23 protein-coding genes are annotated in these 23,155 nt (G+C 64.7%); 17 read left to right on the top strand and 6 right to left on the bottom strand.

The features are described from left to right. The first annotated feature begins 146 nt into the window (after positions 1 to 146). The 3 genes from rpsR (at position 147) to N415_RS02880 (ending at position 4,506) form a co-directional block, all read left to right on the top strand. Positions 147 to 401, top strand: a complete 255-nt coding sequence (gene rpsR / locus N415_RS02890; RefSeq protein WP_066935440.1) for a 30S ribosomal protein S18 — start codon at positions 147 to 149, stop codon at positions 399 to 401. Positions 402 to 431: 30 nt separating this feature from the next. Further along, entirely contained in the window at positions 432 to 890 is a 459-nt protein-coding gene (gene rplI, locus N415_RS02885) for a 50S ribosomal protein L9 (RefSeq protein WP_068177022.1), read from the top strand. Positions 891 to 1,422: 532 nt separating this feature from the next. Continuing rightward, on the top strand, positions 1,423 to 4,506 hold the full coding sequence (locus tag N415_RS02880) for a replicative DNA helicase (protein ID WP_081665040.1): 3,084 nt from the start codon (positions 1,423 to 1,425) through the stop codon (positions 4,504 to 4,506). 181 nt (positions 4,507 to 4,687) lie between these two features. On the opposite strand, the gene N415_RS31825 is transcribed toward N415_RS02880, so the two are convergent. Beyond that, positions 4,688 to 4,831 (bottom strand): hypothetical protein, encoded by a 144-nt coding sequence (locus N415_RS31825; RefSeq protein WP_161630268.1) that lies wholly within the window; start codon positions 4,829 to 4,831, stop codon positions 4,688 to 4,690. A gap of 60 nt (positions 4,832 to 4,891) precedes the next feature. Continuing rightward, a complete protein-coding gene (locus tag N415_RS02875) occupies positions 4,892 to 5,536 on the bottom strand; it encodes a helix-turn-helix domain-containing protein (protein WP_068177021.1) in 645 nt (214 codons plus the stop codon). Positions 5,537 to 5,844: 308 nt separating this feature from the next. On the opposite strand from N415_RS02875, the gene N415_RS02870 reads away from it, so the two are divergent. The 7 genes from N415_RS02870 (at position 5,845) to N415_RS02840 (ending at position 13,048) form a co-directional block, all read left to right on the top strand. Next, positions 5,845 to 6,699 (top strand): SDR family oxidoreductase, encoded by an 855-nt coding sequence (locus N415_RS02870; protein WP_068177017.1) that lies wholly within the window; start codon positions 5,845 to 5,847, stop codon positions 6,697 to 6,699. A gap of 147 nt (positions 6,700 to 6,846) precedes the next feature. Continuing rightward, a complete protein-coding gene (locus N415_RS02865) occupies positions 6,847 to 7,926 on the top strand; it encodes a carboxymuconolactone decarboxylase family protein (RefSeq protein ID WP_068177016.1) in 1,080 nt (359 codons plus the stop codon). Positions 7,927 to 8,010: 84 nt separating this feature from the next. Next, positions 8,011 to 8,598, top strand: coding sequence for a TetR/AcrR family transcriptional regulator (locus N415_RS02860; RefSeq protein WP_068177013.1), 588 nt, complete (start codon positions 8,011 to 8,013; stop codon positions 8,596 to 8,598). A gap of 11 nt (positions 8,599 to 8,609) precedes the next feature. After that, positions 8,610 to 9,104, top strand: a complete 495-nt coding sequence (locus tag N415_RS02855) for a nuclear transport factor 2 family protein (protein ID WP_161630267.1) — start codon at positions 8,610 to 8,612, stop codon at positions 9,102 to 9,104. Positions 9,105 to 9,215: 111 nt separating this feature from the next. Continuing rightward, positions 9,216 to 10,139: an alpha/beta hydrolase gene (locus N415_RS02850; protein ID WP_068177050.1), complete on the top strand. Its 924-nt coding sequence runs from the start codon at positions 9,216 to 9,218 to the stop codon at positions 10,137 to 10,139. A 253-nt stretch (positions 10,140 to 10,392) separates the two neighbouring features. Further along, complete coding sequence (locus N415_RS02845) at positions 10,393 to 11,946, top strand: GMC family oxidoreductase N-terminal domain-containing protein (RefSeq protein WP_081665038.1); 1,554 nt, start codon at positions 10,393 to 10,395, stop codon at positions 11,944 to 11,946. A 238-nt stretch (positions 11,947 to 12,184) separates the two neighbouring features. Next, positions 12,185 to 13,048 carry a serine hydrolase gene (locus N415_RS02840; protein ID WP_152531216.1) on the top strand — a complete coding sequence of 288 codons (864 nt, stop codon included), beginning with the start codon at positions 12,185 to 12,187 and terminating at the stop codon, positions 13,046 to 13,048. 64 nt (positions 13,049 to 13,112) lie between these two features. On the opposite strand, the gene N415_RS02835 is transcribed toward N415_RS02840, so the two are convergent. Beyond that, on the bottom strand, positions 13,113 to 14,009 hold the full coding sequence (locus N415_RS02835) for an alpha/beta hydrolase (RefSeq protein ID WP_343203449.1): 897 nt from the start codon (positions 14,007 to 14,009) through the stop codon (positions 13,113 to 13,115). 274 nt (positions 14,010 to 14,283) lie between these two features. Here N415_RS02835 and N415_RS02830 point away from each other — a divergent pair, with 274 nt between their 5' ends. Next, positions 14,284 to 14,700: a hypothetical protein gene (locus tag N415_RS02830; RefSeq protein ID WP_152531215.1), complete on the top strand. Its 417-nt coding sequence runs from the start codon at positions 14,284 to 14,286 to the stop codon at positions 14,698 to 14,700. A 201-nt stretch (positions 14,701 to 14,901) separates the two neighbouring features. Here the strand turns inward: N415_RS02830 and N415_RS02825 are convergent, their stop codons facing one another. Beyond that, positions 14,902 to 16,377, bottom strand: coding sequence for a phospholipase D-like domain-containing protein (locus tag N415_RS02825; protein ID WP_068177006.1), 1,476 nt, complete (start codon positions 16,375 to 16,377; stop codon positions 14,902 to 14,904). 71 nt (positions 16,378 to 16,448) lie between these two features. Between N415_RS02825 and N415_RS02820 the strand changes: the two genes are divergently transcribed. Continuing rightward, positions 16,449 to 16,805 carry a nuclear transport factor 2 family protein gene (locus tag N415_RS02820; protein WP_068177005.1) on the top strand — a complete coding sequence of 119 codons (357 nt, stop codon included), beginning with the start codon at positions 16,449 to 16,451 and terminating at the stop codon, positions 16,803 to 16,805. Positions 16,806 to 16,897: 92 nt separating this feature from the next. On the opposite strand, the gene N415_RS32170 is transcribed toward N415_RS02820, so the two are convergent. Beyond that, positions 16,898 to 17,065, bottom strand: coding sequence for a hypothetical protein (locus N415_RS32170; RefSeq protein WP_193376388.1), 168 nt, complete (start codon positions 17,063 to 17,065; stop codon positions 16,898 to 16,900). 658 nt (positions 17,066 to 17,723) lie between these two features. On the opposite strand from N415_RS32170, the gene N415_RS02815 reads away from it, so the two are divergent. Together N415_RS02815 and N415_RS02810 are read left to right on the top strand one after the other, a co-directional pair. Further along, entirely contained in the window at positions 17,724 to 18,794 is a 1,071-nt protein-coding gene (locus tag N415_RS02815) for a GGDEF domain-containing protein (RefSeq protein WP_161630266.1), read from the top strand. Between the two features lie 132 nt (positions 18,795 to 18,926). After that, positions 18,927 to 19,625 (top strand): hemolysin III family protein, encoded by a 699-nt coding sequence (locus N415_RS02810; protein ID WP_068177003.1) that lies wholly within the window; start codon positions 18,927 to 18,929, stop codon positions 19,623 to 19,625. 24 nt (positions 19,626 to 19,649) lie between these two features. Here the strand turns inward: N415_RS02810 and N415_RS02805 are convergent, their stop codons facing one another. Continuing rightward, the gene (locus N415_RS02805; RefSeq protein ID WP_068177001.1) at positions 19,650 to 20,507 is read right to left on the bottom strand and encodes an LLM class F420-dependent oxidoreductase; all 858 of its coding nucleotides are present in this window, start codon (positions 20,505 to 20,507) and stop codon (positions 19,650 to 19,652) included. A gap of 264 nt (positions 20,508 to 20,771) precedes the next feature. On the opposite strand from N415_RS02805, the gene N415_RS02800 reads away from it, so the two are divergent. The 3 genes from N415_RS02800 to N415_RS02790 are packed head-to-tail and all read left to right on the top strand — an operon-like array spanning position 20,772 to position 23,141. Further along, positions 20,772 to 21,737, top strand: a complete 966-nt coding sequence (locus N415_RS02800; protein WP_068177000.1) for a metal-dependent hydrolase — start codon at positions 20,772 to 20,774, stop codon at positions 21,735 to 21,737. Continuing rightward, a complete protein-coding gene (locus N415_RS02795) occupies positions 21,734 to 21,922 on the top strand; it encodes a ferredoxin (RefSeq protein WP_068176997.1) in 189 nt (62 codons plus the stop codon). The genes N415_RS02800 and N415_RS02795 overlap by 4 nt, the downstream gene beginning before the upstream one ends. A 4-nt stretch (positions 21,923 to 21,926) precedes the next feature. Beyond that, positions 21,927 to 23,141 (top strand): FAD/NAD(P)-binding oxidoreductase, encoded by a 1,215-nt coding sequence (locus N415_RS02790; protein WP_068176994.1) that lies wholly within the window; start codon positions 21,927 to 21,929, stop codon positions 23,139 to 23,141. Positions 23,142 to 23,155: the final 14 nt, after the last annotated feature.

The following is a 23,155-nucleotide window of genomic DNA, read 5'->3' as shown; positions in this document are numbered from 1 at the left end:
CGGCGGCCCCGGCGGCCCAGCCGAGTGGCGGGGACGACCCGTGGGGTAGCGCCCCGGCCTCGGGGTCCTTCGGCGGCGGCGACGACGAGCCACCCTTCTAAAAACACAAAACTTCAGACCAGTAACACACGGAAAGAAAGACAGATATGGCCAAGTCCACCAAGCGGCGCCCGGCTCCAGAAAAGCCGATCAAGGCCCGCAAATGCGTCTTCTGCGCCAAAAAGGGTCAAGCGATCGACTACAAGGACACCACCCTGTTGCGCACCTACATCAGCGAGCGCGGAAAGATCCGGGCGCGCCGGGTCACCGGCAACTGCGTGCAGCACCAGCGCGACATCGCCATCGCGGTGAAGAACGCGCGCGAGGTGGCCCTGCTGCCCTTCACCTCCTCGACGCGGTAGCCGCCGAGAGCCAACCGAAAGTACTGAACAATGAAGCTGATTCTGACGGCTGACGTCGATCACCTCGGGACCGTCGGCGAGGCGGTAGAGGTCAAGGACGGATACGGTCGCAACTTCCTGCTCCCGCGCGGCCTGGCCATCCTGGCCTCGCGCGGCGCGCAGAAGCAGGCCGACGAAATTCGTCGCGCCCGTGAGACCAAGACCGTGCGCGACCTCGAGCACGCCAACGAAATCAAGTCGGCGATCGACGCGCTGGGCCCCGTCACGCTGCCGGTGAAGGCCGCGGGCGACACGGGCAAGCTGTTCGGCTCGGTGACCGCCGGCGCCGTCGTCGCGGCCATCAAGAAGGCCGGCGGACCAAACCTCGACAAGCGGGTCGTCCGGCTGCCCAAGACGCACATCAAGGCCGTCGGCACCTATGCGGTCTCGGTGCACCTGCACCCCGAAGTCGACGCCGAGGTCGCTCTCGATGTCGTTGCGGACAGCTAACTAAGTAGCGTTTGCTCTCTCTCGGCGGTGGCCACGGATCGGCCACCGCCGAACCTTTCGCGCTCGGCGCGCGCTTCCTCGCGGCTTTGACAGGCCGCCGGGTTTGCTCGGCTGGCGAACTCTTTCGCGGGTGCTGCCGAGCGGACCTCTTAACCACCTGGTAACTCTGCGAAAATATGGCCGAAAGCCAACACGCCCGACGCAGTAACCTGCGACGACACGCCGAAGAGATTCCTGTCCACACCGATTGTGGTGAGTTGTACTGCTCTTATCAGCAGTGATGTCGCCGAGTCTCGAATTAATCCACAGGTTCTCCACACCCCGTTCAACACAGGTGTCGAAGGATATGCACACACGATGCACAGCCTTATGAACAGAGCCCCCTTTAAGTCCTTGCCAGCAACGTTTACCGTCGTCCCCGCGCGATGCGATACGGGCGCGCTAGGTCGGTGGTTGTCGGGGCCTTGACTTACGCTCCGAATGTCGGTTCGAATGTATGTTCGGCTACTCGTGTTAGGGGAGGTGAGAGTCCGTGGCGGTCGTCGATGACCTCGCGCCAGGCATGGATTCGTCGCCACCCAACGAAGAGTTCGGCCGCCAGCCCCCCCAGGATCTCGCCGCGGAGCAGTCGGTGCTGGGCGGGATGCTGCTGAGCAAGGACGCGATCGCCGACGTCTTGGAGCGGCTGCGGCCCGGCGACTTCTATCGCCCGGCGCACCAGAATGTCTACGACGCGATCCTTGACCTCTACGGGCGCGGCGAGCCGGCCGACGCCGTGACGGTCGCCGCGGAACTGGACCGTCGCGGAATGCTGCGCCGCATCGGCGGTGCGCCCTATCTGCACACCCTGATCTCTACGGTGCCGACGGCGGCCAACGCGGGCTATTACGCGGGCATCGTCGCCGAGAAGGCCCTGCTGCGCCGGCTGGTGGAGGCGGGCACGCGGGTCGTGCAATACGGCTACGCGGGCGCCGAGGGCGCCGACGTGGCCGAGATAGTCGACCGCGCGCAGGCAGAGATCTACGACGTCGCCGACCGCCGGATGTCCGAGGACTTCGTTCCCCTCGAGGACCTGCTGCAGCCGACGATGGACGAGATCGACGCCATCGCGTCCAGCGGCGGGGTGTCACGCGGGGTGCTGACCGGTTTCACCGAGCTCGACGAGGTGACCAACGGCCTGCACCCCGGGCAGATGATCATCGTGGCGGCCCGACCCGGCGTGGGCAAGGCGCTGGCGCTGAAAACGCCCCTGCCGACCCCAGGCGGTTGGACAACCATGGGAGACGTCGCGGTCGGAGAGGAGCTGCTCGATGCCGACGGGCAGCCGACGCGGGTGGTAGCCGCTACCGAGGTGATGCTCGGGCGGCCCTGCTACGAGGTGGAGTTCTCGGACGGGACAGTGATCACCGCGGACGCCGCACATCAGTGGCCGACGACTCGCGGCATCCGGACATCGGCTCAGCTGCGCAGCGGCTGTGACGCGATTGCGGCGGCCGGCACGACGCCGCACTACGCAAACCTTGGGACGACGGCCTTGTTGGCTCCTGTGCTGCAGATCACCTCGGTGCGCCGCATGGAAAGTGTGCCGGTGCGCTGTGTCCAGGTGGACAACGCCGCGCGTCTTTATCTGGCCGGCCCTGGGATGGTGCCGACGCACAATTCCACGCTGGGTCTGGACTTCATGCGGTCGTGTTCCATCAAGCACCGGCTGGCCAGCGTCATCTTCTCGCTGGAGATGAGCAAATCCGAGATCGTGATGCGGCTGCTGTCGGCCGAGGCCAAGATCAAGCTCGCCGACATGCGCTCGGGCCGCATGAGCGACGACGACTGGACACGCCTGGCGCGGCGGATGAGCGAAATCAGCGAGGCGCCACTGTATATCGACGACTCGCCCAACTTGACCATGATGGAGATCCGGGCCAAGGCGCGCCGGCTGCGGCAGAAGGCCGACCTGCGGTTGATCGTCATCGACTACATGCAGCTGATGACGTCAGGCAAGAAGCACGAGTCGCGCCAGGTGGAGGTGTCCGAATTTTCAAGGCACCTCAAGCTTTTGGCGAAGGAACTCGAGGTTCCGGTGGTGGCGATCAGCCAGCTCAACCGCGGTCCGGAGCAGCGCACCGACAAGAGGCCGATGCTCGCCGATCTTCGCGAGTCGGGATGCCTGACCGCATCGACGCGAATCCTGCGCGCCGACACCGGGGCTGAGGTCACGTTCGGTGAGCTGATGCGGACGGGCGAACGTCCGCTGGTGTGGTCGCTGGACGAGCGGCTGCGCATGGTCGCGCGCCCCATGACCAATGTCTTCCCGAGTGGCCGCAAGGAGGTGTTCCGGCTTCGGCTCGCCTCGGGCCGCGAGGTCGAGGCCACCGGTAACCACCCGTTCATGAAGCTCGATGGCTGGACTCCGTTGGAGCAGCTCAAGATCGGCGATCGCATCGCCGCACCCCGGCGCGTTCCCGAGCCGGTCGACACGCAGCGGATGGATGACTGCGAGGTGATGCTCCTCGCCCACATGATCGGTGACGGGTCATGCGTGAAGCGCCAGCCGATCCGCTACGCATCAATCGACGAGGCGAACCTCGCCGCGGTGACGATCTCCGCGGCGCACTTCGGGGTGAAGGCGATCCGCGACGAATACCCGGCGGCGCGAGTGACCACGCTGCGGTTGCCGTCGCCGGAACGACTGGCGCGCGGCCGACGCAACCCCATTGCTGCATGGCTCGATGGAATGGGGCTGTTCGGCAAGCGCAGTTACGAGAAGTTCGTGCCGGAGGCCGTATTTCGTGCGCCCAACGACCAGGTGGCATTGTTCCTGCGGCACCTCTGGGCAACCGACGGCTCAGTTCGATGGGACGCCAAGGTCGGGCAGGCGCGGATTTACTACGCGTCGACCAGCCGGCGCCTAATAGATGACGTCGCCCAGCTGCTGCTCAGGGTTGGAGTCTTTGCGAGGATCAAGCATGCGCCCAAGCTTGGCTACCGCGACTCGTGGCACTTGCTGATCTATGGGGTCGAGAATCAGCTGCGGTTCGTTAACCACGTGGGCGTCCACGGCGCGAAAGCGGCGGCGGCAGAAGACGTGCGGCGTCATCTCGAAACGATCGTGCGCAACACGAACCTGGACACGATTCCGAAAGAGGTGTGGGAGCGTGTCCGCGAGGTACTGTCCGCCAAAGAGATCACGCACCGAGAGTTTGCGTCGGCGATGGGTAGTCAGTTCTGCGGCTCCACGATGTGGAAGCACAAGCCGAGTAGGTCCAGGCTGCATCGCGCGGCGGTCGTGCTCGATGATCGGGAGATCCACGCGCTTGCGACCACCGACGTCTACTGGGACACGGTCGTCGAGATCACGAGTTTGGGTGAAGAGGACGTTTACGACGGAACGGTAAGTGGCACACATAATTTCGTCGCCAACGGCATCGGCGTACACAATTCTTTGGAACAAGATGCCGACGTCGTCATCCTGCTGCACCGGCCGGACGCATTCGAGCGTGACGATCCGCGTGGAGGAGAGGCGGATTTCATTCTCGCCAAACATCGCAACGGCCCGACCAAGACGGTTACGGTCGCGCACCAACTGCACCTGTCGCGCTTCGCCAACATGGCGAGGTGACGTAAATATCTTGTGACTTCTCAAGTTTGATGTCCATTTCTCCCATTCCAAATGTCCACCCGATGTCCAATTGGACATCAAGGTGAGAATGCTGCCTTGGCTTGTGCGAGCAGTTAGCTGACCGCAGCGATGCGGCGTTGCCTTTTTGGAACCAGGTGCATACGGGTGTGAGCACTTCGTATTAGTTCTGGCCCTGGAGGTAGTGCAGGAAGCCGCCGGATACGACGACCGCGTAGTAGTCGCCGTCGTCGACGGCGAGATAACAAGCAGCTGAACGATGTTGGCGCTGGGGCAGCGGCCAGAGGTAGATCGACGATGGGCTCACGACTGCCCTTGGTGGGTGGGTGCCGGTTTGCGAGGTGCTCGATTGGAGGCGTGAGGTGTGTCAACCGCGCAGGGAAAAGGCATCACGCATCGTGTCGACGGCTTCTTTGTCGCCGTCGAAGCGGACTCGACGCAGCGCGGACTTGCGGGTGGCGGCGTCGCCGCCGAGGCGGATGGCGATGAGGTCTGCGGCGGCTGCGGTGACAATAACGCCGGGTTCGCCGCGAGCGCTGGCGAGATGTCCGTTGGTGACGGCGAATTCGAAACGCCGGCCGTCGATGTCGATGCGGTAGGTGGTGTTCAGGTTGGCTGCGGCGGCCGGATCGAAGGCCAGCAGCACGCCCGCGAGGAAGCCGTTGAGCGGTGTGACCGCGCTGCTGTCCATGGGATCGAGCTTGTCCAGGCCGAAGAGGGCGATGGCCTGCACGATGGGAAGCACGCGCTGCCAGGCGGTGTCGGTGAGCGTGTACACGGTGCGCCCGATCGGCGCGGGCAGGTCGGTGCGGTCGATCAGCCCGGCGTCTTGGAGCTCTTTGAGGCGTTGTGCGAGCAGGTTGGTGGCGATGCCGGGCAGCTCCGCCCGCAGGTCGCTGTAGCGGCGGGGGCCGCCGATGAGTTCGCGCACGATGAGCAGTGTCCAGCGTTCGCCGATGATGTCCAGACCACGCGCAATGGGGCAGTTCTGGTTGTAGACCCTGGTCTTCACGACACCACTTTAACAAGTTCTAAACTGTTAATCCATCATTAGCTTGATTTGTTTGTGTAACTGGTTTACGGTTGTACCTATGCTTCGTGTGCTGCCAGTTGTCGGACTCGGGCGGAAGGTCGACAACGCGACATGTGATCCGCACCCGCGGTCTGACTATCGCGTTGGGCCAGCGGCTTGGCGGTGTCGTCAAAAGCGTCACATTCAAACCGATCTACGGTCAGCTGCGAATCGCACGTTGCAGCTCCGCCTTGCCAATCGTGGCGCGATGACAGTAGCTACCCGGCACGAGGAAGTGGAGCGATCGCATGAAGAAGGCATTTGAGAACAAGGTTGTGCTGGTCACGGGCGCCTCGCGTGGGATCGGCGAAGCCGTCGCGTTGGCGTTCGCCACGCAGGGAGCGCGGCTGGTCCTTGCGGCACGCTCGGCTGAGCGTCTGGGTGACGTCGCCGAAGCGGTGTCGGCGCTGGGTTCACAGGCGTTGGCGGTGCCCACCGACGTGACGTCACACGATGCGGTTGTCGCGCTGGTGGATGCGGCGATACAGCGGTTCGGCAGGATCGACGTGCTGGTGAACAATGCTGGCATCGGCCGGGTCGGCGCCGTGGAGTCGGCGGATTTCAGCGATAACGTGCGTGACACTCTGCAGGCCAGCCTGTTCGGACTGGTCGACGTGACCCAGCAGGTGTTGCCGACGATGCACCGCCAGCGCTCAGGTGCGATCGTGAACATGTCATCGGTGATGGGGCGCAAAGCTTTCGCGCGTTTCGGCTCCTACGCGGTCGTTATGCATGCGGTCTCGGCCGTCTCCGACGCACTGCGCCAGGAGCTGGCGGGCAGCAACATTCGGGTGTCGGTGATTTATCCCGCGCTGACTGCCACCGACCTGCTGCGCGAGGCCGATGAGGCCGAGATGCCGCCTCCATTTCGCCATATGACGCCGCTGGCGTCAGAAGATGTTGCGCGCGCGGTTGTTTCGGCGGTGCGGCGCGGAGCGCCTCGGGTGGTGATGCCGGGACCGGCCAAATTACTGCTGCTCGGGGAGGCCTTCTCGCCGCGGATCGGCGACCTGATCGCCTCCGCCCTTGCGCAGCGCTCCTTCATCCGATTGGTGGGAATGGGCCGGGGCAAGACCTACCACCAAACAATCGGCGTCGGATGAGAAGGGTGACACCAATTGCTCCTGTCCGGGCCTCGATGCTCAAGGCGCGACGTTAGTTATCTTGTGCGACAACGCATAACGGTGTCGAACATGGCCGTTGGATAACACGCTCACGCTCCACTTTTAACGAACCCAGGAAGGTCCGCGATGGCTCCGCTAACAGCTCGCGTCGAAGAGACACTGTTTACCACGTTTGCCCCGCAAATCATCAAACACATCAGAGCCGTCTCCCCGCGCGACGCCGACGGTCTGGTGGGCGAGGTCTACGCCCAGATGAAGCGAGAGTTTCAGCTGGTGCCACCTGTCACCCTGCATGCTCCGATTCCTGAGCTGCTGGCCGGAGTATGGGGGATGCTCCGGGAATCCATCGTCGCCGGCTCGGTGAGTCGCGGTCTGCGTGAAGTGGTCTGTGAAGGCGTCTCCGCGATCAACCAGTGCTCATTCTGTGTAGACGCGCATAGCATCCTGCTAGTCGGTGCCGGCGACACCAGCACCGCCAATGCGATCCGCGCCAAGCGACCCGACCTGATCGCAGACCGAAAAACCCGTGAGGTCGCCATGTGGGCGTTCGCCAACCGCCAGCCCGGCGCCGACATTCTGCGTAAGCCGCCGTTCACCGCCAATGAGGCACCCCAATTGATCGCCTCGGCTGCCTGCTTTCACTACATCGACCGGCTGGTGCAGGTCTTTCTCCCCGACGGGCCTGTCGCGTTGCCGTCCAAGCTACGGTGGCTGCGCGGGACCACCATCCGGGTGGCTGGCACCGCGGCCGGCAAGCGCATCATGGCAGTCGACGTCGCCTCCGGTGGAGCGGTCGGCCGCCTTCCTGAGGCGACGCCATCATCGGAGTTCGCCTGGACCGCACCGCGGCCCGCGCTCGCGTCCGCGTTCGGCAGCCTCGAGGCCATCGTCGAAGACCTCGGCTCCGACGTGCTGGCACAGCCCGTGCGTGAGCTGGTGTGCGAGCACGTCGCGGCCTGGGACGGCGAAGAGCCGGGGATCAGTCGCAGCTGGGTAGAACAAGCAGTCACGGGTCTCGACGCCCGCGACCAGGCCGCGGGCAGACTCGCCCTGCTGGTCGCGATCGCGCCCTACCAGATCGACGACGGCATCATCGCGGCCTTCCGTGACATCCAACCCGCTGATGCCGAGATCCTCGCCGCGGTCGCCTGGGCCAGCTTCACCGCGACCCGCAGGATCTCAGGGTGGTTGTCACCAGCCGCCTAGACGGCACGTACTTCTGCCGCGCAGATGACCGAGCCGGCCTCCCGGAGATAGAATACCGATGGTTATGCTATAAATAGCTTTGTCATGAGATATCCGGCAGACCAGAAGGTCAAGGCGCGCGCGGCATTGCTGCGTGCGGGCACGCGGTCGATGAAGGTCGCCGGCTTCAACGGGATCGGCGTGGATGGGCTAGCCGCTGCGGCGGACGTGACCTCCGGAGCGTTTTATTCGAACTTCGCCAATAAGGAAGCAATGCTTGAGGCGATCATCGAGGCCGCCGTCGGTGAGCCGTTCCTTTCCGACACGGAGTCCGGCAGCAGGACCGAGCGCCGGTCGAAGCTGAAGAGTTTTCTCGCGGAATACCTCAGCACCTACCACGTGGAAAACCCGGGCGACGGATGTGTGATGCCGACCCTTAGCGCCGACGTCGCGCGGGCGGGATTGTCCACCCGAGAGGCGTACCAACACAAGATCACCGCGCTGGCACAGCGGGTGGCCGACGTTCTCGACGGAGCCGATCGGGAGCGGCGGGCGTGGAGCGTCGTCGCGCTGATGGTGGGGGCGGTGTCGATCTCGCGCGCGATGGCCGACCCCGCCACGCAGGCAGACGTGATCGACGCCGCGAGCGAGACCGCGGACAGGCTCATCTCGCCCGGCAAGCGACGCACATGAGTGGAGGCGGCATGTGGGCATCGAGTGCTTGGAAAGCCGCCCTGGCAAGCCTGGGTATCGCCATGGTCTTGGTTTGCGTTGTGCCGGACGGCAATTCGACCGCAGCGCCGGACGACGAAGCTGCGACAATGCAGCGGCAGCGCGCCATCGTCGGCGCGTTCGCGACCGCCATCGTGCACGACGACCATGCCGGAATCGCCGAACACGCCACCCCCGACATTGTCTGGACCATCCCCGGCTCCAGTATGGTGTCCGGCAGGGCGACTGGAATCGACGACGTCACCAGGTTGGCCGACACGTTTGCCCAGTACGGGCTACACATCTCGCCGCGCGGATTTGCTTTCGGCCAAGACACCGTTGCGGTCACACTGCACGACACCGGTGAACACAATGGCAAGCGGCTCGAACAGGACGTGGTCAACGTGCTCACCATCCGTGACGACAAGATCTCTGAGGTCACAGCGCATTTGACCGACGTCGGGTCATTTGACGCGTACTTCTCCTAACCCGAGGTTCCTCGCGGCCCAACCCACCGCAGCTGCACCGATCCTGGACTGGCCATAGAATAACGATCGATATATAGTGATCGTTATTCTATGGACGACGAAAGGAAAGCAATGGCAAGCCAGCAAGCGATCGAGTTCGCCGACTTCTTCGCCGAGATCGGCAGGCGCTCCTCGAATCCCAATTTCGAGCTGGAGACGATCCGCGACGTCACCGAGAACATCCATCTGGCGACGAAGGAACCCGAGGGCGTGACCTACGCCGAGGTGGACGCCGGCGGAGTCGAGGCGCTGTGGTGCATCCCGGTCGACAGCGACCCCGAGTCGGTGCTGCTGCACACGCACATGGGCGGCAGCGTCCTGATGTCGATGCATTCGGACCGAAAAGCTGCCGCGCACATCGCGAAAGCAGCGGGCGTGCGGTCGCTGGTGTTGAACTTCCGGCGTTCCCCGGAGCACAAGTACCCAGCGCAGGTCGAAGACGTGGACAACGCCTACCGCTGGCTGCTCGACCAGGGCTACCGGCACGACAAGATCGGCAGTGTCGGCCACTCGATCGGCGGCTATCTCGCAGTCGAACTTGCACTGCGGTTGCGTGATCGGGGCGAGGCACTGCCCGGTGCCGTGCTGTCCATCTCGCCGTGGACCGACGCCACGCTGTCGGGGGACTCCATCGAGACCAACGCCGAGCGAGACAAGCTGCTCACGCGGGGATTGCTCGAGCTGTTCCGGTCGTGCTGGCTTGATGGAACCGGCGTGGAATTCACCGACCCACGAGTGCATCTGCTCGGGGCCGACCTGTCCGGGCTGCCCCCGACCGCGGTGTACTACGGCGAATACGAGCTCCTCGCGTCCGACGCCATCGCCTTCGCGCGGCGGGCGAAGGAGGCAGGCAATGACGTCCTCGTCCGGCGGGTCGACGAGGGGCAGCACTCCTTCATCATGGGGGCGGGCCGCGTCGACGAGGTCGACCGCGCGATCGCCGAGATGGGTCGCTGGCTGCGCTCCGTGCTTGGGCTCCAGACGGCGGTGGCCTGACAGGTATGCAGCCGTTCGAACTGACGTTGCCTGCCGCCGCACGGGAGATTCGGGTCAAGGCGCTACCGCCGGTCGAGCCGGAGATCAACGCGCTCAGCAAGGTCACCGCCGAGCGGTCTGCGCGGAAAGCGTTGTGGGAGAACGTAGTTAGCGGTCGCGGTTCTTTTTCGAATGGGCTTGAACTGCTCAGCCTATCCACACGTGATCTAGGTATCTGCCGATATACCCAGTTCTGTTAAGTCAGGAGACCTTGGTGAATACTGAGTTGAAGCCGCGTTACGACGTCATCGTGTGCGGCGCTGGATCGTCAGGATCGGTGATCGCCGGCCGGTTGGCCGAAAACCCCGACATCACGGTCTTACTTTTGGAGGCCGGCGGCAGCGACGACGTCCCTAGCGTGACCGACGCAAGCCAATGGCCGTCGAACCTTGGCAGCGAACGCGATTGGGGATTCACGTCCGAGCCAGACCCGCGGCTTCACGGCCGCGCGATCCCGTTTTCGATGGGCAAAGTGCTCGGCGGCGGGTCCAGCATCAACCTGATGATCTGGGCGCGCGGACACCGCAGCGACTGGGACCACTACGCCTCGGAGTCCGGCGAGTCGGCCTGGGGATACCAGGCAATCCTCGACCTCTACCGGCGGATCGAGGACTGGCACGGCATCGGCGAGCCAAACCATCGGGGCAGGGGCGGGCCGGTGTTCGTCCAGCCGGCACCCGATGTGCACCCGCTTGCCGCGGCGACCCTTCAGGCAGCCAGGGCCATCGGTATTCCCACCTACCAGAGCCCCAACGGCCGCCTGATGGAGGAGATCCGCGGCGCCGCCATCACCGATCTGCGCTGGCGCGACGGAAAACGCCTATCGGTGTTTCGCACTTATACCGTCCCGCGTCAGCAGCAGCCGAATCTGACCCTGGCCCCGAACGCACTGGTCACCCGCGTGATCTTCGAAGGCAATCGGGCCGCCGGTGTCGAGATCATCCATGGCGGCTCAGTGCATCGAATAGCTGCCGACGCTGAGGTCGTCCTGTCGCTGGGCGCCATTCACACACCGAAGGTGCTGATGCAGTCCGGCATCGGCGACGAAGACGAATTGCGTCGAGTCGGCATCACCGTTCGGCAGCACCTGCCCGGGGTCGGACGCAACCTTCAGGACCACTTCGGGTTTGACTGCGTGTGGGAGTTTCCCGAGAACATTCAGGGCAGCACTCAGGTGGGTGCGACATTGTTCTGGGACTCCGGAGCTGCCGATGTCGACGGACCCGACTTGTTCGCATGTTTGGGACCTTTCCCAAAAGCCACCCCGGAAAATGCCGCGAAATACGGCCTGCCGCAAAATAGCTGGGTCCTATTCGGCTCACCAACGCACCCCCGCAGTCGGGGTCGGATTCGATTGTCGGGTCCCGACCCGGCCGACCCTGTGCTTATCCAAGCCAACGCGCTCTCGGACCCCGAAGAACTCAAGACCGCCATCACCTGCATCGAAACCCTGCGTGAGATCGGCAACTCCGCCGAGCTTCGGCCGTTCGTCGCGCGCGAGATCATGCCGGGTGACCTGACCGGCGCTGAACTCGAGACATATCTGCGGGACGCCGTCACCACCTACTGGCACGAATCCGGTACCGCCAAAATGGGCCGCGACACCATGTCGGTGGTCGACGGACACCTCAAGGTTTACGGCGTCGAGGGCCTGCGCGTCGCCGACGCATCGATCATGCCCCGCATCAGCACCGCCAACACCATGGCGCCCTGCGTCGTCATCGGCGAGCGCGCCGCGCAATTCATCCAAGCCGCACACCGAATCTGATCCGCGACCCATCCGATCAGGGCAGGCAGCCTAAACGGCGTCTCGAAGGGTGCTCAAAACGTTCGCCGGTTAGGCGCCCGAGAACCAACACAGAACCCTTCTTCCTCCCACGGATGGGACACGAGCTCATGTTAGAGCCGGGGTGGGCCACGGTCGCCGACACCAACCATTATTTCTTGGCTGGGCTCGCGACGACTGTGACCCTCGGCGGCTACTTGACGGCGCAATAATCAACGGTATGCCGCCACTTCTCCCTGACCGGATTGAAGGGCTCGAGGTGCTCCAGCGGTCGATCGACGACGTCATGGGCACGAGCGCCAACATCGATTGGTCGGTTTGCATTCGAGATACCGCAGGTCACGAACTAGCCTCTCGTAATGCCGATCGTCCGATGAAGACTGCGAGCGTCGGCAAGCTGCTGTTGCTGGTCGAGGTCGCACGGCAATGCGCGAGGGGCGAGCTCAGCGGCGCTACGTTGCTCGACCGCGATCCAGAGCTCTTGGTCGCCGATTCGGGGATCTGGCAGCACCTGCTAATCGAGCGACTACCCACCCGAGATCTCTGCGTTTTGATCGCCAGCGTCAGCGACAACCTGGCGACAAATATCCTGCTCAAGAGGGTGGGCTTGCGCAAGCTTCGCGACCTTGCCGAATCCCTCGACTTAGTCCACACGGCGCTGCTGGACTACGTCAGGGATCACCGAGGCCCAGATGACCCGGCGACACTGTCGACCGGCTCAGCATCCGAGTTGTCGCGTCTGATGAGTCAGCTGGGCCGCAAAGAGCTGATATCCCAAACGGTTTCAGAACAGGTGAACGCCTGGCTGGCAACCTCGGTAGACCTATCCATGGTGGCGGGCGCGTTTGGGCTTGACCCGCTGGCCCATGCGACGTCGGATCGAAACTTCTTTGTTCGCAACAAAACTGGTGCTGACGCAGGCATCAGAGCAGATGTCGGGACGATCGGGCGAGTCTCCGTCTGGTTCGACTACGCGGTGATCGCCAATTGGGATCCCTCTGACCGAGACCTCCGAGACGAGGTGCTGGCGGGAATGCATGCCATCGGCATGACGCTGAGGACCATGATCGAAAGTGCTTCATGAACGTGATCCCGAAACAGACCGTGTTCCAGTGAGCGCCCCAGACCGGGCGAAGCCGATCCGCGCCTTAGGTGATCGACCAGAATTCGAGCAGGGTGCGCAACGTCGCGACGAGGGGGAGCGGCTGGTCGAGCATCGGATGGTGGCCGGCCTCGGCCAGCTCGACGAAAGGTCCCCGCAGCTGGAGCATGGAGCGGATTCGTTCGGCCATGGCGGGCGGCACCAATCCGGATTCGCAACGCACATAGCCCAAACGGCACCGCATTTCGGCCATCATGGTTTCCAGCGTTTCTTCGTCGGAGGTTGTCGGCTCAAGAAGGTCACCGCCGAAGATCGCCGGGTCGAACTTCCAATTCCAGCCCCCGGCGGTCTTCCGCACCGACTCGACTGCGATATGCCGCCGGACGTAGGGGAGTATCACCTGCTGCGAGGGAACCGCCGTAAAGCGTTGCAGGATTTCGTCTCTCGTCCGATACGGGGTGTGTTTGCGGTTGCGTAACCGCGCTTCCTCCGGCGAACGTTCCCACAGCGGCGAGTCGATCACGATCATGCTATTGATCTGATTACCGAAACTCATCGCCGCCGTGGCCGCGATCCAGCCGCCCATGCTGTGGCCGACGATGGTCGGTCGCCCCGATGCCCCGGCGGCTGTGGAAACTGCCATCACTTCGTGTGCCCACGTTTGCAGGTCGTAGCTGCTACGCGTGCCGCTGTCGCCGTGTCCGGACAGATCCGGCGCGATCACGCGATGGGTGCGGGACAGGAACGGTGCGATGTGGTCCCACCAACCGGAGTGAGCCGCGCCGCCGTGGACGAGCACCACCGTGGGTTGGTCCGCGGCGCCCCAGGCGCGTAGGTGAATGCGGCAACCGTCGACGTCGAGGTCGCAATGGTCCGGTCGCTGGGCCAGCGCCGCCGTGAACCAGGACGGTTCAGTTTCCACCTGGCGCGAACGGGAAAACAGGCTCCGACCTCCGTGTGCACATAAACGCAGCTCAGTGGGACGACCTACTTTAACTGCAGTCAAACTCCCTGGAAAAACGCGCGCCCACCGCAGCGCCGTCAGCGCAAAGACGCTCGGCATCCTCGCAAGTCGAGTAGTCGACTACGCATGTGAAGTGGCCTGGTAGCTGACACTCTGTTGCCGTCCAGCACTGCCTGAACCGGAGGACGGCGATGGAGGCCGTCGCCAAGGAGCGAACTGTGAACCGAGGAACCCGATTCTAATGACCGCAGCCATGGCTACTCACCAGACGTTCCCCGACTACTACTGCGACCTCGCCGGCGACGGGATCTATATCGAGTACTGCGTCACCCCACCGCGGATCCCCGGCAGGCCACCCTTCGTGCTTCGATACGACAACGGCTGGCAGACGCTCAACTTCGAGCGCGAGCAGATCCGCAGTACGTTCGTGGCCGACCTGGGCTGGACTCTGAGCGTGACGACGCACGAACTCGGCGATGCCGGTTCGGTCACCGCAACGATCCTCTTCCCAACCGTCGTCATGCCCCCGACGGGAGGGGAAATCCCGGTGCGGTCGATGCTGATCATCGCCACCCACGAGATCCCCGCTGTGGTGACGCTTCCCGGCCAGCGTGACCATTACCGGATAACCGCCCTCACCGGCCGCGCCCAAAAGATGCGGCTCTATTAGGCGGAATGCGGGCGGCCGCTACCGCCCGCGAGAGCGTTAGGCCAAGGCCTGGGAGAGCTTCCTGACCAAACGGCGATTGTGGCGGCGTGCTCAGCGGCTGGGTGGCACTGGAATGTCTGCGTGCCGAATCTGGTTTCCCCCAGCGCGTTTCGGCCGCCATATGCTACTTATCGGCCTGAAAATCAGGGCCCGTTACGAATTTCAGCTCCAGCTGCGAGGTTGTGCGGACAGCTTGGTAATCAGCCGCCGAGCACTGCGGCCGAGAGATCGCGGAACGTGATCGGGATCCATCAGCTCGTTCTCGGCCAGCGCGCTGTCTTCGCCGGCCACCGTCCGCCCGGTGAATCGCCGCAATGTCTTGCCCTGCCCACGAAGCGTCTCGACTGCCGCCAGAAACGACCTATCCTGCCCCATCGTCCCCTCGAACTCGTCGACGGAAATCCCCAGATGCTCGCACACCAGTTGCTGCCGCACCGACTCGATCGCCCGCCGGATATGTTCGTGCGCTTGGCTATTCGGGTCCGCTTCGACGGCGACGTCGCACTCGCTGTCGAACCCCATCGACCGGTTGTTGAAGTTCGACGAGCCGACGCGCAACAGCCAATCGTCGACGACCAGTATCTTCGAGTGAATGTAAATCTGCGACCCGCCGTCGGTCACCGCCCAGTAGACGCCCAGACGGCGGTATTCGTCTGCCGCCCAAAGTTCTTGGATGAGCCGGTGGCGGGCGCTGTCCATCGTCTCGCGCTCGAGCCGGTTCAGCCCGCGGCGGGGAAGGACGATGACGATCTCCGGACCGTCCCGCTCTTTGAGCCGAGCGGCCAGCGCCTCGACCACCTGTCGGGCCGCCAGGTACTGGTTCTCCAGATAGATGGTGTGGCGTGCCGCCGCAATCGCCGCGAGGTTGAGCGCTTCCACCTCGCGAACCTCGTCGCGACCACCGAATGTGGGCAAGGTGCGCGCGATCCCGACCTCGACGTCGCTCACGATGGGTCGCAAGCCGCCAGGCCATACGTTGCGCGCAGACTCGATCGGGGCCAGCGACTCCTCGGTCGCGGTCCGCCATCTGTCCCGGGCGACCTCCGCCAGGGCGACCGCCGCGGCGCCGTCCACCGCGGCCGCGACTTCGTGTCGCGGACCGTACCTGCGGCCGAGCGCGCGGCGAAATCGATTGTTGTGCTTGTGCTCCGGAGTGTCCCAGCGATCCAGTGTGAGGTCGATGCCGCCGCAGAACGCGAGGACGTCATCGACGACCACGATCTTCTGGTGATGGACCGCGCCGGTAGGCCGTGCCCCGTCGATGGCAAGGCGCAATCGCCTGCTGCTCAGTCGATTCACAACCGACACGGGCGTGACGCCGTACCACAGGCCGTCGAACACAGGCAGCAGCCGGAGGTTGGATTTCAGTACGTAAATTTCGAGGGTCGGGCGTCGCCACAGCAGCCAGTAGAGAAAGGCACCCAGCTGGTTGGGGCCGGCGAGTTTCTTGCCTCCTCGTTCGAATGCCGTCCTGGCGTCGAAGTCCCAGCCGATCAAGATGATTCGATGTCGGGCCCGCAGCATCGCCGCCTTGACCTGCCGAAAGTAGTCGGCGGCGTCGATGATGCAGGCCAGCTGGTCGGCGCGCTCGACGCGCCAGCAGGTCCGTCCGGTGATGGGCAGGGGCTCGTCGCGCATACGCGGTCTGTCTATCACACGAGCGCCCGGTCGCCCGGCGACTGCCGCCGAACTGCGTACAGTCATGAACTGTGAACGTTGACGCGCTCGCCTTCAGCGAGCAGTGGGTGGCGGCATGGAACGCCCACGACGTCGAATCCGTGCTGAACCACTTCCACGAAGACGTGCTGTTCACCTCGCCGGTGGCGGCCGAGCTGCTCCCGGAAACGGCGGGGCTGGTTCGCGGCAAGGCCGCGCTGCGGCGCTACTGGACGCACGCGTTGCAGCGCGTTCCCGATCTTCGCTTCGTGGTCGAGGGTGTGTACCAGGGCACCGACACCGTCGTCATCGCCTACCGAAACCAGGACGACAATCTCGTCAGCGAGGTCTTGCGATTCAGCGGCGACCTGGTGGTCGAAGGGCACGGAACTTATCTTGTTTCTCCGTGACGACGGGTTGGCCCGGTTCGATCGCTCGGCATCCTGGAGCGTTGGAGCCCGATGCACGGGAGCGCTGACCCGCCCACTCGCGGCGGCGAGACCTACCGCGTGCTCTCGTCGGGAAGGTCGTGCCGGGACTGGTGCAACGCCGGCCCGTCCGGGTCATCGTCCTGGTGCTCCAGTTTCTCCTGAAGCTCCCGCTGCTCCTCGGTCGCTTTCCGGGCGTCTTCGGGTGCCGGCGGCGGGTCGATGTTGACTTGTTGATCCACGCGAGATCTCCCTCGAGCTTCGACGGCTGTTCCTGGGAGGATCTCCCCGATCACGCAATCCGAAACCGATCGATCACTGGCGACGGGCCTCCCGGGAGGCGATCGCTTTAGCGCGGATCAGGACCGCTTCTTTGCGGACGAGTCGCGCGTGCCTGCGAAGCTGGCGGGCTTGCATAGTCGGGTCACGCGGTTGTCGCAGGTCAGATTCGTCGAAGGTCCGCCGGGCGATGCGCAACCGGTAGGCCTTCTGCCGGCACGCCCCTGAGCAGTAATACGCGTCGGAACGACCATAGAACGGCGTCCGGCACACACAACACCGCAGTTTCGCGGCAACCACACGCAGGACGTTACAGATAGCCGTAACGCTTTGCCGGGGTTTCAGCCGGTTTAGTTGACTGAAAAGACCACGCTCGCAAGGTAGTAGCATTCACACTCGCAGGGTGTGGGTGCAGCTGCCGGCTCAAACGACGCGTGGGCCGACGCTGGTCACGAAAGGTGCCGATCCGGTGGCCGGTAAGACGTTTGCGAATTCAGACGAACCGGAGTTCCTGCACAGGCCAAACTACCTCGACGGTGGGCTGCCATGGTTGACCTCGTATCGCGTGTCTCGTTGCTACCAGGCAAGTCGCGAGTCGATGCGTGGCTGGGGGTTCGTTCAATGATGTCCCGGCTCAAGGCGTGGTGGAGCCAGCCCGACGAGTATGAGTGGGTCACCGCATTCCTGGACCAGCGTGGGATGCTGCGTCCGGCACGGATGATCATGGCGGTTGTCGCCGGATCGTCGGCGATGGTGCCGCTGGCGGTGTTGCCGAGCCAAAGCCACCCGGGTGCCGTCGAGCTGACCACCGGTACTGTCGCCGCCGCCTTCACCATGGGTGTGACCCTGTTGTGGCTGACCCGCTGGCCCACCCGTTGGCAGTCGCGCGTTGGCGTGGGGCTGGGTTCGCTGTTCGTCGGCGGGTGGAGCCTGGTGCAGCCCAGCGGTGCCCTCGCCGCGCTGGCGTGCACGGCCATGGCCGTCACCGGCGGCTACATCGCGTTTTACCACGGTCCCAAGCTCCTGGTCTTCAACAGCGTGGTGGCCTGCGCGGTCACGGCCGCGGCGGTGGTGCGGCTGGCTCGTGAGACCAATATTGCCACGGCGGCCTCCGCGCTCTGGCTAATCACGTTTCTCAATGTGTCTGTGGCCCTGGGTATTTGGGGTATGTCGCGGGCCATGGGAATGTATGTTCAGCGCTCGGAAGAAGATGCCCTCACCGGATTGCTGAACCGGCGCGCATTCGCCGACGCCGTCACTAACCGATTGGCGAATCCGCCGGCCGAGCACACGCACGTGTCGATGCTGATGGTCGATCTGGACAACTTCAAACGCATCAACGACACCCATGGCCATTTGGTCGGTGACCGCGCCCTGCGGGCGGTGGCCGACCTGCTGCGCGAGCACACGCCGACCAACGCGGTCATCTGCCGTGCCGGCGGCGAGGAGTTTTTGGTCGCGCTGACCGCGGTGACGTCGGACGTGAGGCCACTGACCGTGCAATTCAGCAGGGCGCTGGCCGGGGTCCTCCCCAGGGTCACCGCGAGTGTCGGCATCGCGAGCACCGAGCTGCGCCAGTTCAACGGCGACGCTGCCTGGGTCGTCGACGACCTCATCAAGATCGCCGACGAGGCGATGTATGCCGCCAAGCGCCGTGGCGGAGACCAGGTCCACCAGGGCGTGATGGCCTAGCCGCGGGCTTTCGAACGATACCCGCTTCGCTCGCGTACACGTTCTGCACAGATTCGCCATAGCGGCCGCTTAGGTTGCGGCGAAATCATCGAGCCAGGCTTATCAGCGGTCCGCGCAAGCGAGGGAGGGACATTGAGCTTCCAGACCGATACGGCCGCACAACCCAAGCTCGTCGAGAACGTGGCCGCTGCGCTGACCAAGCCACGGCTGCGCGGCTTCATCCACCAATACTGCGCTGTGGCGGCCGTGATCGCGGGCGCGCCGCTGGTGGTGATCTCGTGGGCCGAGGCCTCCAAGCGGGCGGGACACTCGACGCTGACCTACACCCTGGCGATCGTGGCGATGTTTGCCGTCAGCGCCGTCTATCACCGCGTGCACTGGGAGTCCGCGGTCTGCCGGAACTGGATGAGGCGGCTCGACCACTCGATGATCTTCGTGCTCATCGCCGGCACCTACACACCGTTCGCCAGGCTCGCGATGCCCCGCGGGACCGGCTACCTGGTCCTCGCGATCGTTTGGGGTGGTGCGGTGGTAGGCATTGCGCTGCAACTGTTCTGGCCGACCGCCCCGCGCTGGCTGGGGATTTCCCTCTACTTGCTGTTGGGCTGGGTGGCTGTGTGGTACACCGGGCTGATCTCGCAGAACGCCGGGATGGCGGCCGCGGTCCTGCTGGCGGTAGGTGGGCTGCTGTATAGCGTCGGTGCCGTGTTCTACGGACTGCGCTGGCCCGATCCCTGGCCGACGACGTTCGGCTACCACGAGGTCTTTCACGCGTGCACCGCGCTCGCGGCGATCTGCCAATACATCGCCATTTGGTTCGCGGTCTTCTGAGCCGACGGCTCCCGGCGAGGCCCGCTACTTCGCGTCGGTGGCGACCCGCTCCAACGCGGCGAGGTGGTCGTCGACGGTCCCCAGGCCGGCCTTCATGGTGTTCACCGACACGTGCGTGGCCCCGGCGGCCTTCCAGGCGGCGATGTCGGCGGCGGCTTTCTCAGGGTCGCCGGTCCAGCTGATCCGGCCCTCCATGCCGAGGGTGTCGGGGTCGCGGCCGGCCGCGGTCGCCGCGCGACGGACCTGCTCACGCGCGTAGTCCAGGCCGGGTCCGGGCTCCATCATCGGAAACCAGCCGTCGCTCAGCCGTCCGGCGCGTTCGTAGGCGCGGTCGGACGCCGCGCCGAACCACACCGGGATGGGGCGCTGAGTCGGCATCGGTGCCAGGCCTGCCCCCGTCACCGTGTGGTACTTGCCGTTGAACGTCACCGACCGTTCGGTCCACAGCTTGCGCATGACCTCGACCTGTTCCTCGGAGCGGCGGCCGCGGTTGGTGAACGTCTCGCCGAGCGCCTCGTACTCGACGTCGTTCCACCCCAACCCGATACCGAGCCGGAAGCGCCCGTCGGTGAGCAGATCGACTTCGGCGGCCTGCTTGGCAACCAACACCGTCTGGCGTTGCGGCAGGATGATGACGCCGGTGACGAGTTCAAGCGAGGTGACCGCGGCCAGGTAGCCGAACATCACGAACGGCTCGTGAAAGGTCGAGTCGATGTCGTAGTAGCCCTGCCAGCCCTGGTGCACCGCCGGATCGGCGCCGACGACATGGTCGTAGGCGAGGATGTGGGTGAAGCCCAATTCCTCCACGCGCTGCCCGTATGCACGTACCGCTGCAGGGTCTCCACCGAGTTCGGTCTGCGGGAACACGACACCAATGCGCATTGCCCGTTCAACCGACCCGCGCTGCGGATGCTTCCCGAATCGGAATCCGCGGTACGAGCCGGTCCTTTTTGCCAGTAAACACGCGTTCACAGCGAACTGGCAGGGAACCCGGTACCGCCGGTACGCATGACGCGGACAGCGGGTGGGTACCCGGGCGGTTGAACGGTCGCTAAGCGGCGGCCTGCGTTCCGCCCTTGGATCGACCGCTCTCTGAAATCGAGGGGAAGCCGACGGCGCACCACCCGTCGGCGGGAGGAGCGTCTGATGCCAGAAGTCCAACTTCACCACGAAGGCCATCCCAAGTACCGTCGGATGGTCCGATTCGACTGGTCGGAAACACCGCTGCACTGGGTGCCCGACGATCCGTTCTCAACCCACATGATCAACGTCCTGCACCTGCTGCTCCCCGAGGGCGAGCGGCACTTCATCAAGGCCGTCCTCGAGGCGTCGTCGCTGGTCGACGACCCGGAGCTGGAGGCGGCGATCAAGCCGTTCATCCAGCAGGAATCGTGGCACGCGTGGGCGCACCAGATCGTGCTGGACCACTTGGCCGAGCAGGGCATCGACACCAAGCCGTACACCGACCGGCTTGGGCGATTGTTGTCGATCACGTTGGGTGATCCACCCAAGTGGTTCCCGCCGGCGATGAAGCGGTGGTGGCTGTACCGGCGGTTGGCCGACGTCGCGGCGCTGGAACATTTCACCGCGATGTTGGGCCAGTGGGTGCTGACGAACCGGGGCCTGGACTACGCGGGGGCCGACCCGATGATGCTTGATTTATTGCGCTGGCACGGCGCCGAGGAAGTCGAGCACCGCTCCCTGGTGTTCGACGTGTTCCAGCACGTCTGCGGGAACTATTGGATCAGGGCGTTCGCCATGTTCTTCACTGCGCCGCTGTTCGTGGGCTGGTGGATCGCGGGCGCTCGCTACCTGATGGCACAGGACCCGACCATCGATCAGAAGTGGCGATGGCGGGACTGGCTGTGGGCGGCCCGCGAGTACCGGGTGGTCGGGCCCTGGAAGCTTCTGGTGACGACACCGGTCCGCTACATGCGGCCCAGCCATCATCCGAACGACGAGGCGTCCACGCAGATGGCGGTCGACTACCTCAACTACTCGCCGGTGGCGAAAGCCGCCCGCGAGCGGGCGCATTCTCAAGGAAAGTCCCCGGATCAATCGCACGGGATCGAGACTTCCCGCAACGGCGCACGAAAGGTTGACGTGCGATGAAGGTCTCGGTGGATCTCGACACCTGCGATGGCAACGGCGTGTGCATGAGCATCTGCCATGAGGTGTTCGACGTACAAGAAGACGGGCTCCACGTACTGCAGGCGGAGCCACCCGAGGAACTGCGCCAGCAACTGATCGGCGCCGAGGTGTCCTGCCCCACGCGGGCGATCACGGTGAAGGAGTGATCCGATGCCGAGCCGTCAGCTGAAGGACGTAGTCGTCGTCGGTGCCGGCGTGGCGGGCACCCGCGCGGCCGAGACCCTGCGACAGGAGGGCTACGACGGTGCCCTGACCATCGTCGGCGCCGAGCGCCACGCCCCATATCACCGGCCGCCGCTCTCGAAGAAACTGCTCACCGGCGAGGTGCACCGCGCCGGGGTCGACCTGGCGCCCCAATTCGAGCTGGAAGCGCGCGTGCTGCGCGGCGCGTCGGCGACCAAGCTGGACCTGGCGTCGCACACCGTCCACGTGTGCGACGAAAACCGCGACCTGGCACTGCAATTCGACGGACTGGTGATCGCAAGTGGTGCGACACCACGCGAATGGCCGGGCGGCCCGGTCCCGGACGGAGTGCTGATGCTCCGCACGGTCGACGATTGTCTGGCGATCCGGCAAAGGCTGGGCTCGCGCCCACGGGTCGTCGTCGTGGGCGGGGGGTTCATCGGAGCGGAGGTGGCCGCGAGTTGCCGCTCGGTGGGGCTGGATGTGGTTCTGATCGAGAAAGCATCCAGCCCGCTGCTGGCCGCGCTGGGCGCGGAACTGGCGCCACGCTGGGCCGAACTGCACCGCCAGCATGGCGTGAATCTGCGGGTCGGGGTGGGAGTCGACGCGTTCGTCGGAAACGGACACGTGGAGGCCGTTCGGTTGACCGATGGTTCGCAAATTCCGGCCGATCTGGTCATCGTCGGCCTGGGCGTCACCCCCGCCACCGATTGGCTGGCCGGCTCGGGACTGCACCTCGATGACGGGGTGTTGTGCGGCGCCACGGGCGCGGCCGAGAGCCCCGACGGGGACGGTGCCGTCGTCGCCGCCGGCGACGTCGCGCGCTGGTGGCACCCGCTCTACGAGCGGCATCTGCGCACCGAGCATTGGGAGGACGCCGGGCGTCAGGGCGCGGCGGCCGCTCGCACGCTGCTGACGGGGCCCGACGCGGCGCAAGCTTACGACGACGTGCCGTATTTCTGGTCCGACCAATATGACGTGAAGGTCCAGATGCTAGGCGTCCCAACGGGTTACGATGCCATCGAAATCGTCGAGGGCTATCCCGACGGCTGGGAGTTCGTCGCCGCGTATGGACGCGACGGCCAGACGATCGCGGTGCTGGGAACGATCCCGAACCGGGTGTATGCCTACCGTGACGCCATCGCGAAACGTGCGGAGTTTCCGCCCGGGCGTCCGGATTAGCGCCTGGTGTGCCA

Source organism: Mycobacterium sp. UM_CSW (genome assembly GCF_000455205.1).
In the GTDB taxonomy this organism is placed as follows: Bacteria; Actinomycetota; Actinomycetes; order Mycobacteriales; family Mycobacteriaceae; genus Mycobacterium.
This window is presented reverse-complemented; position numbering and strand designations above follow the sequence as displayed.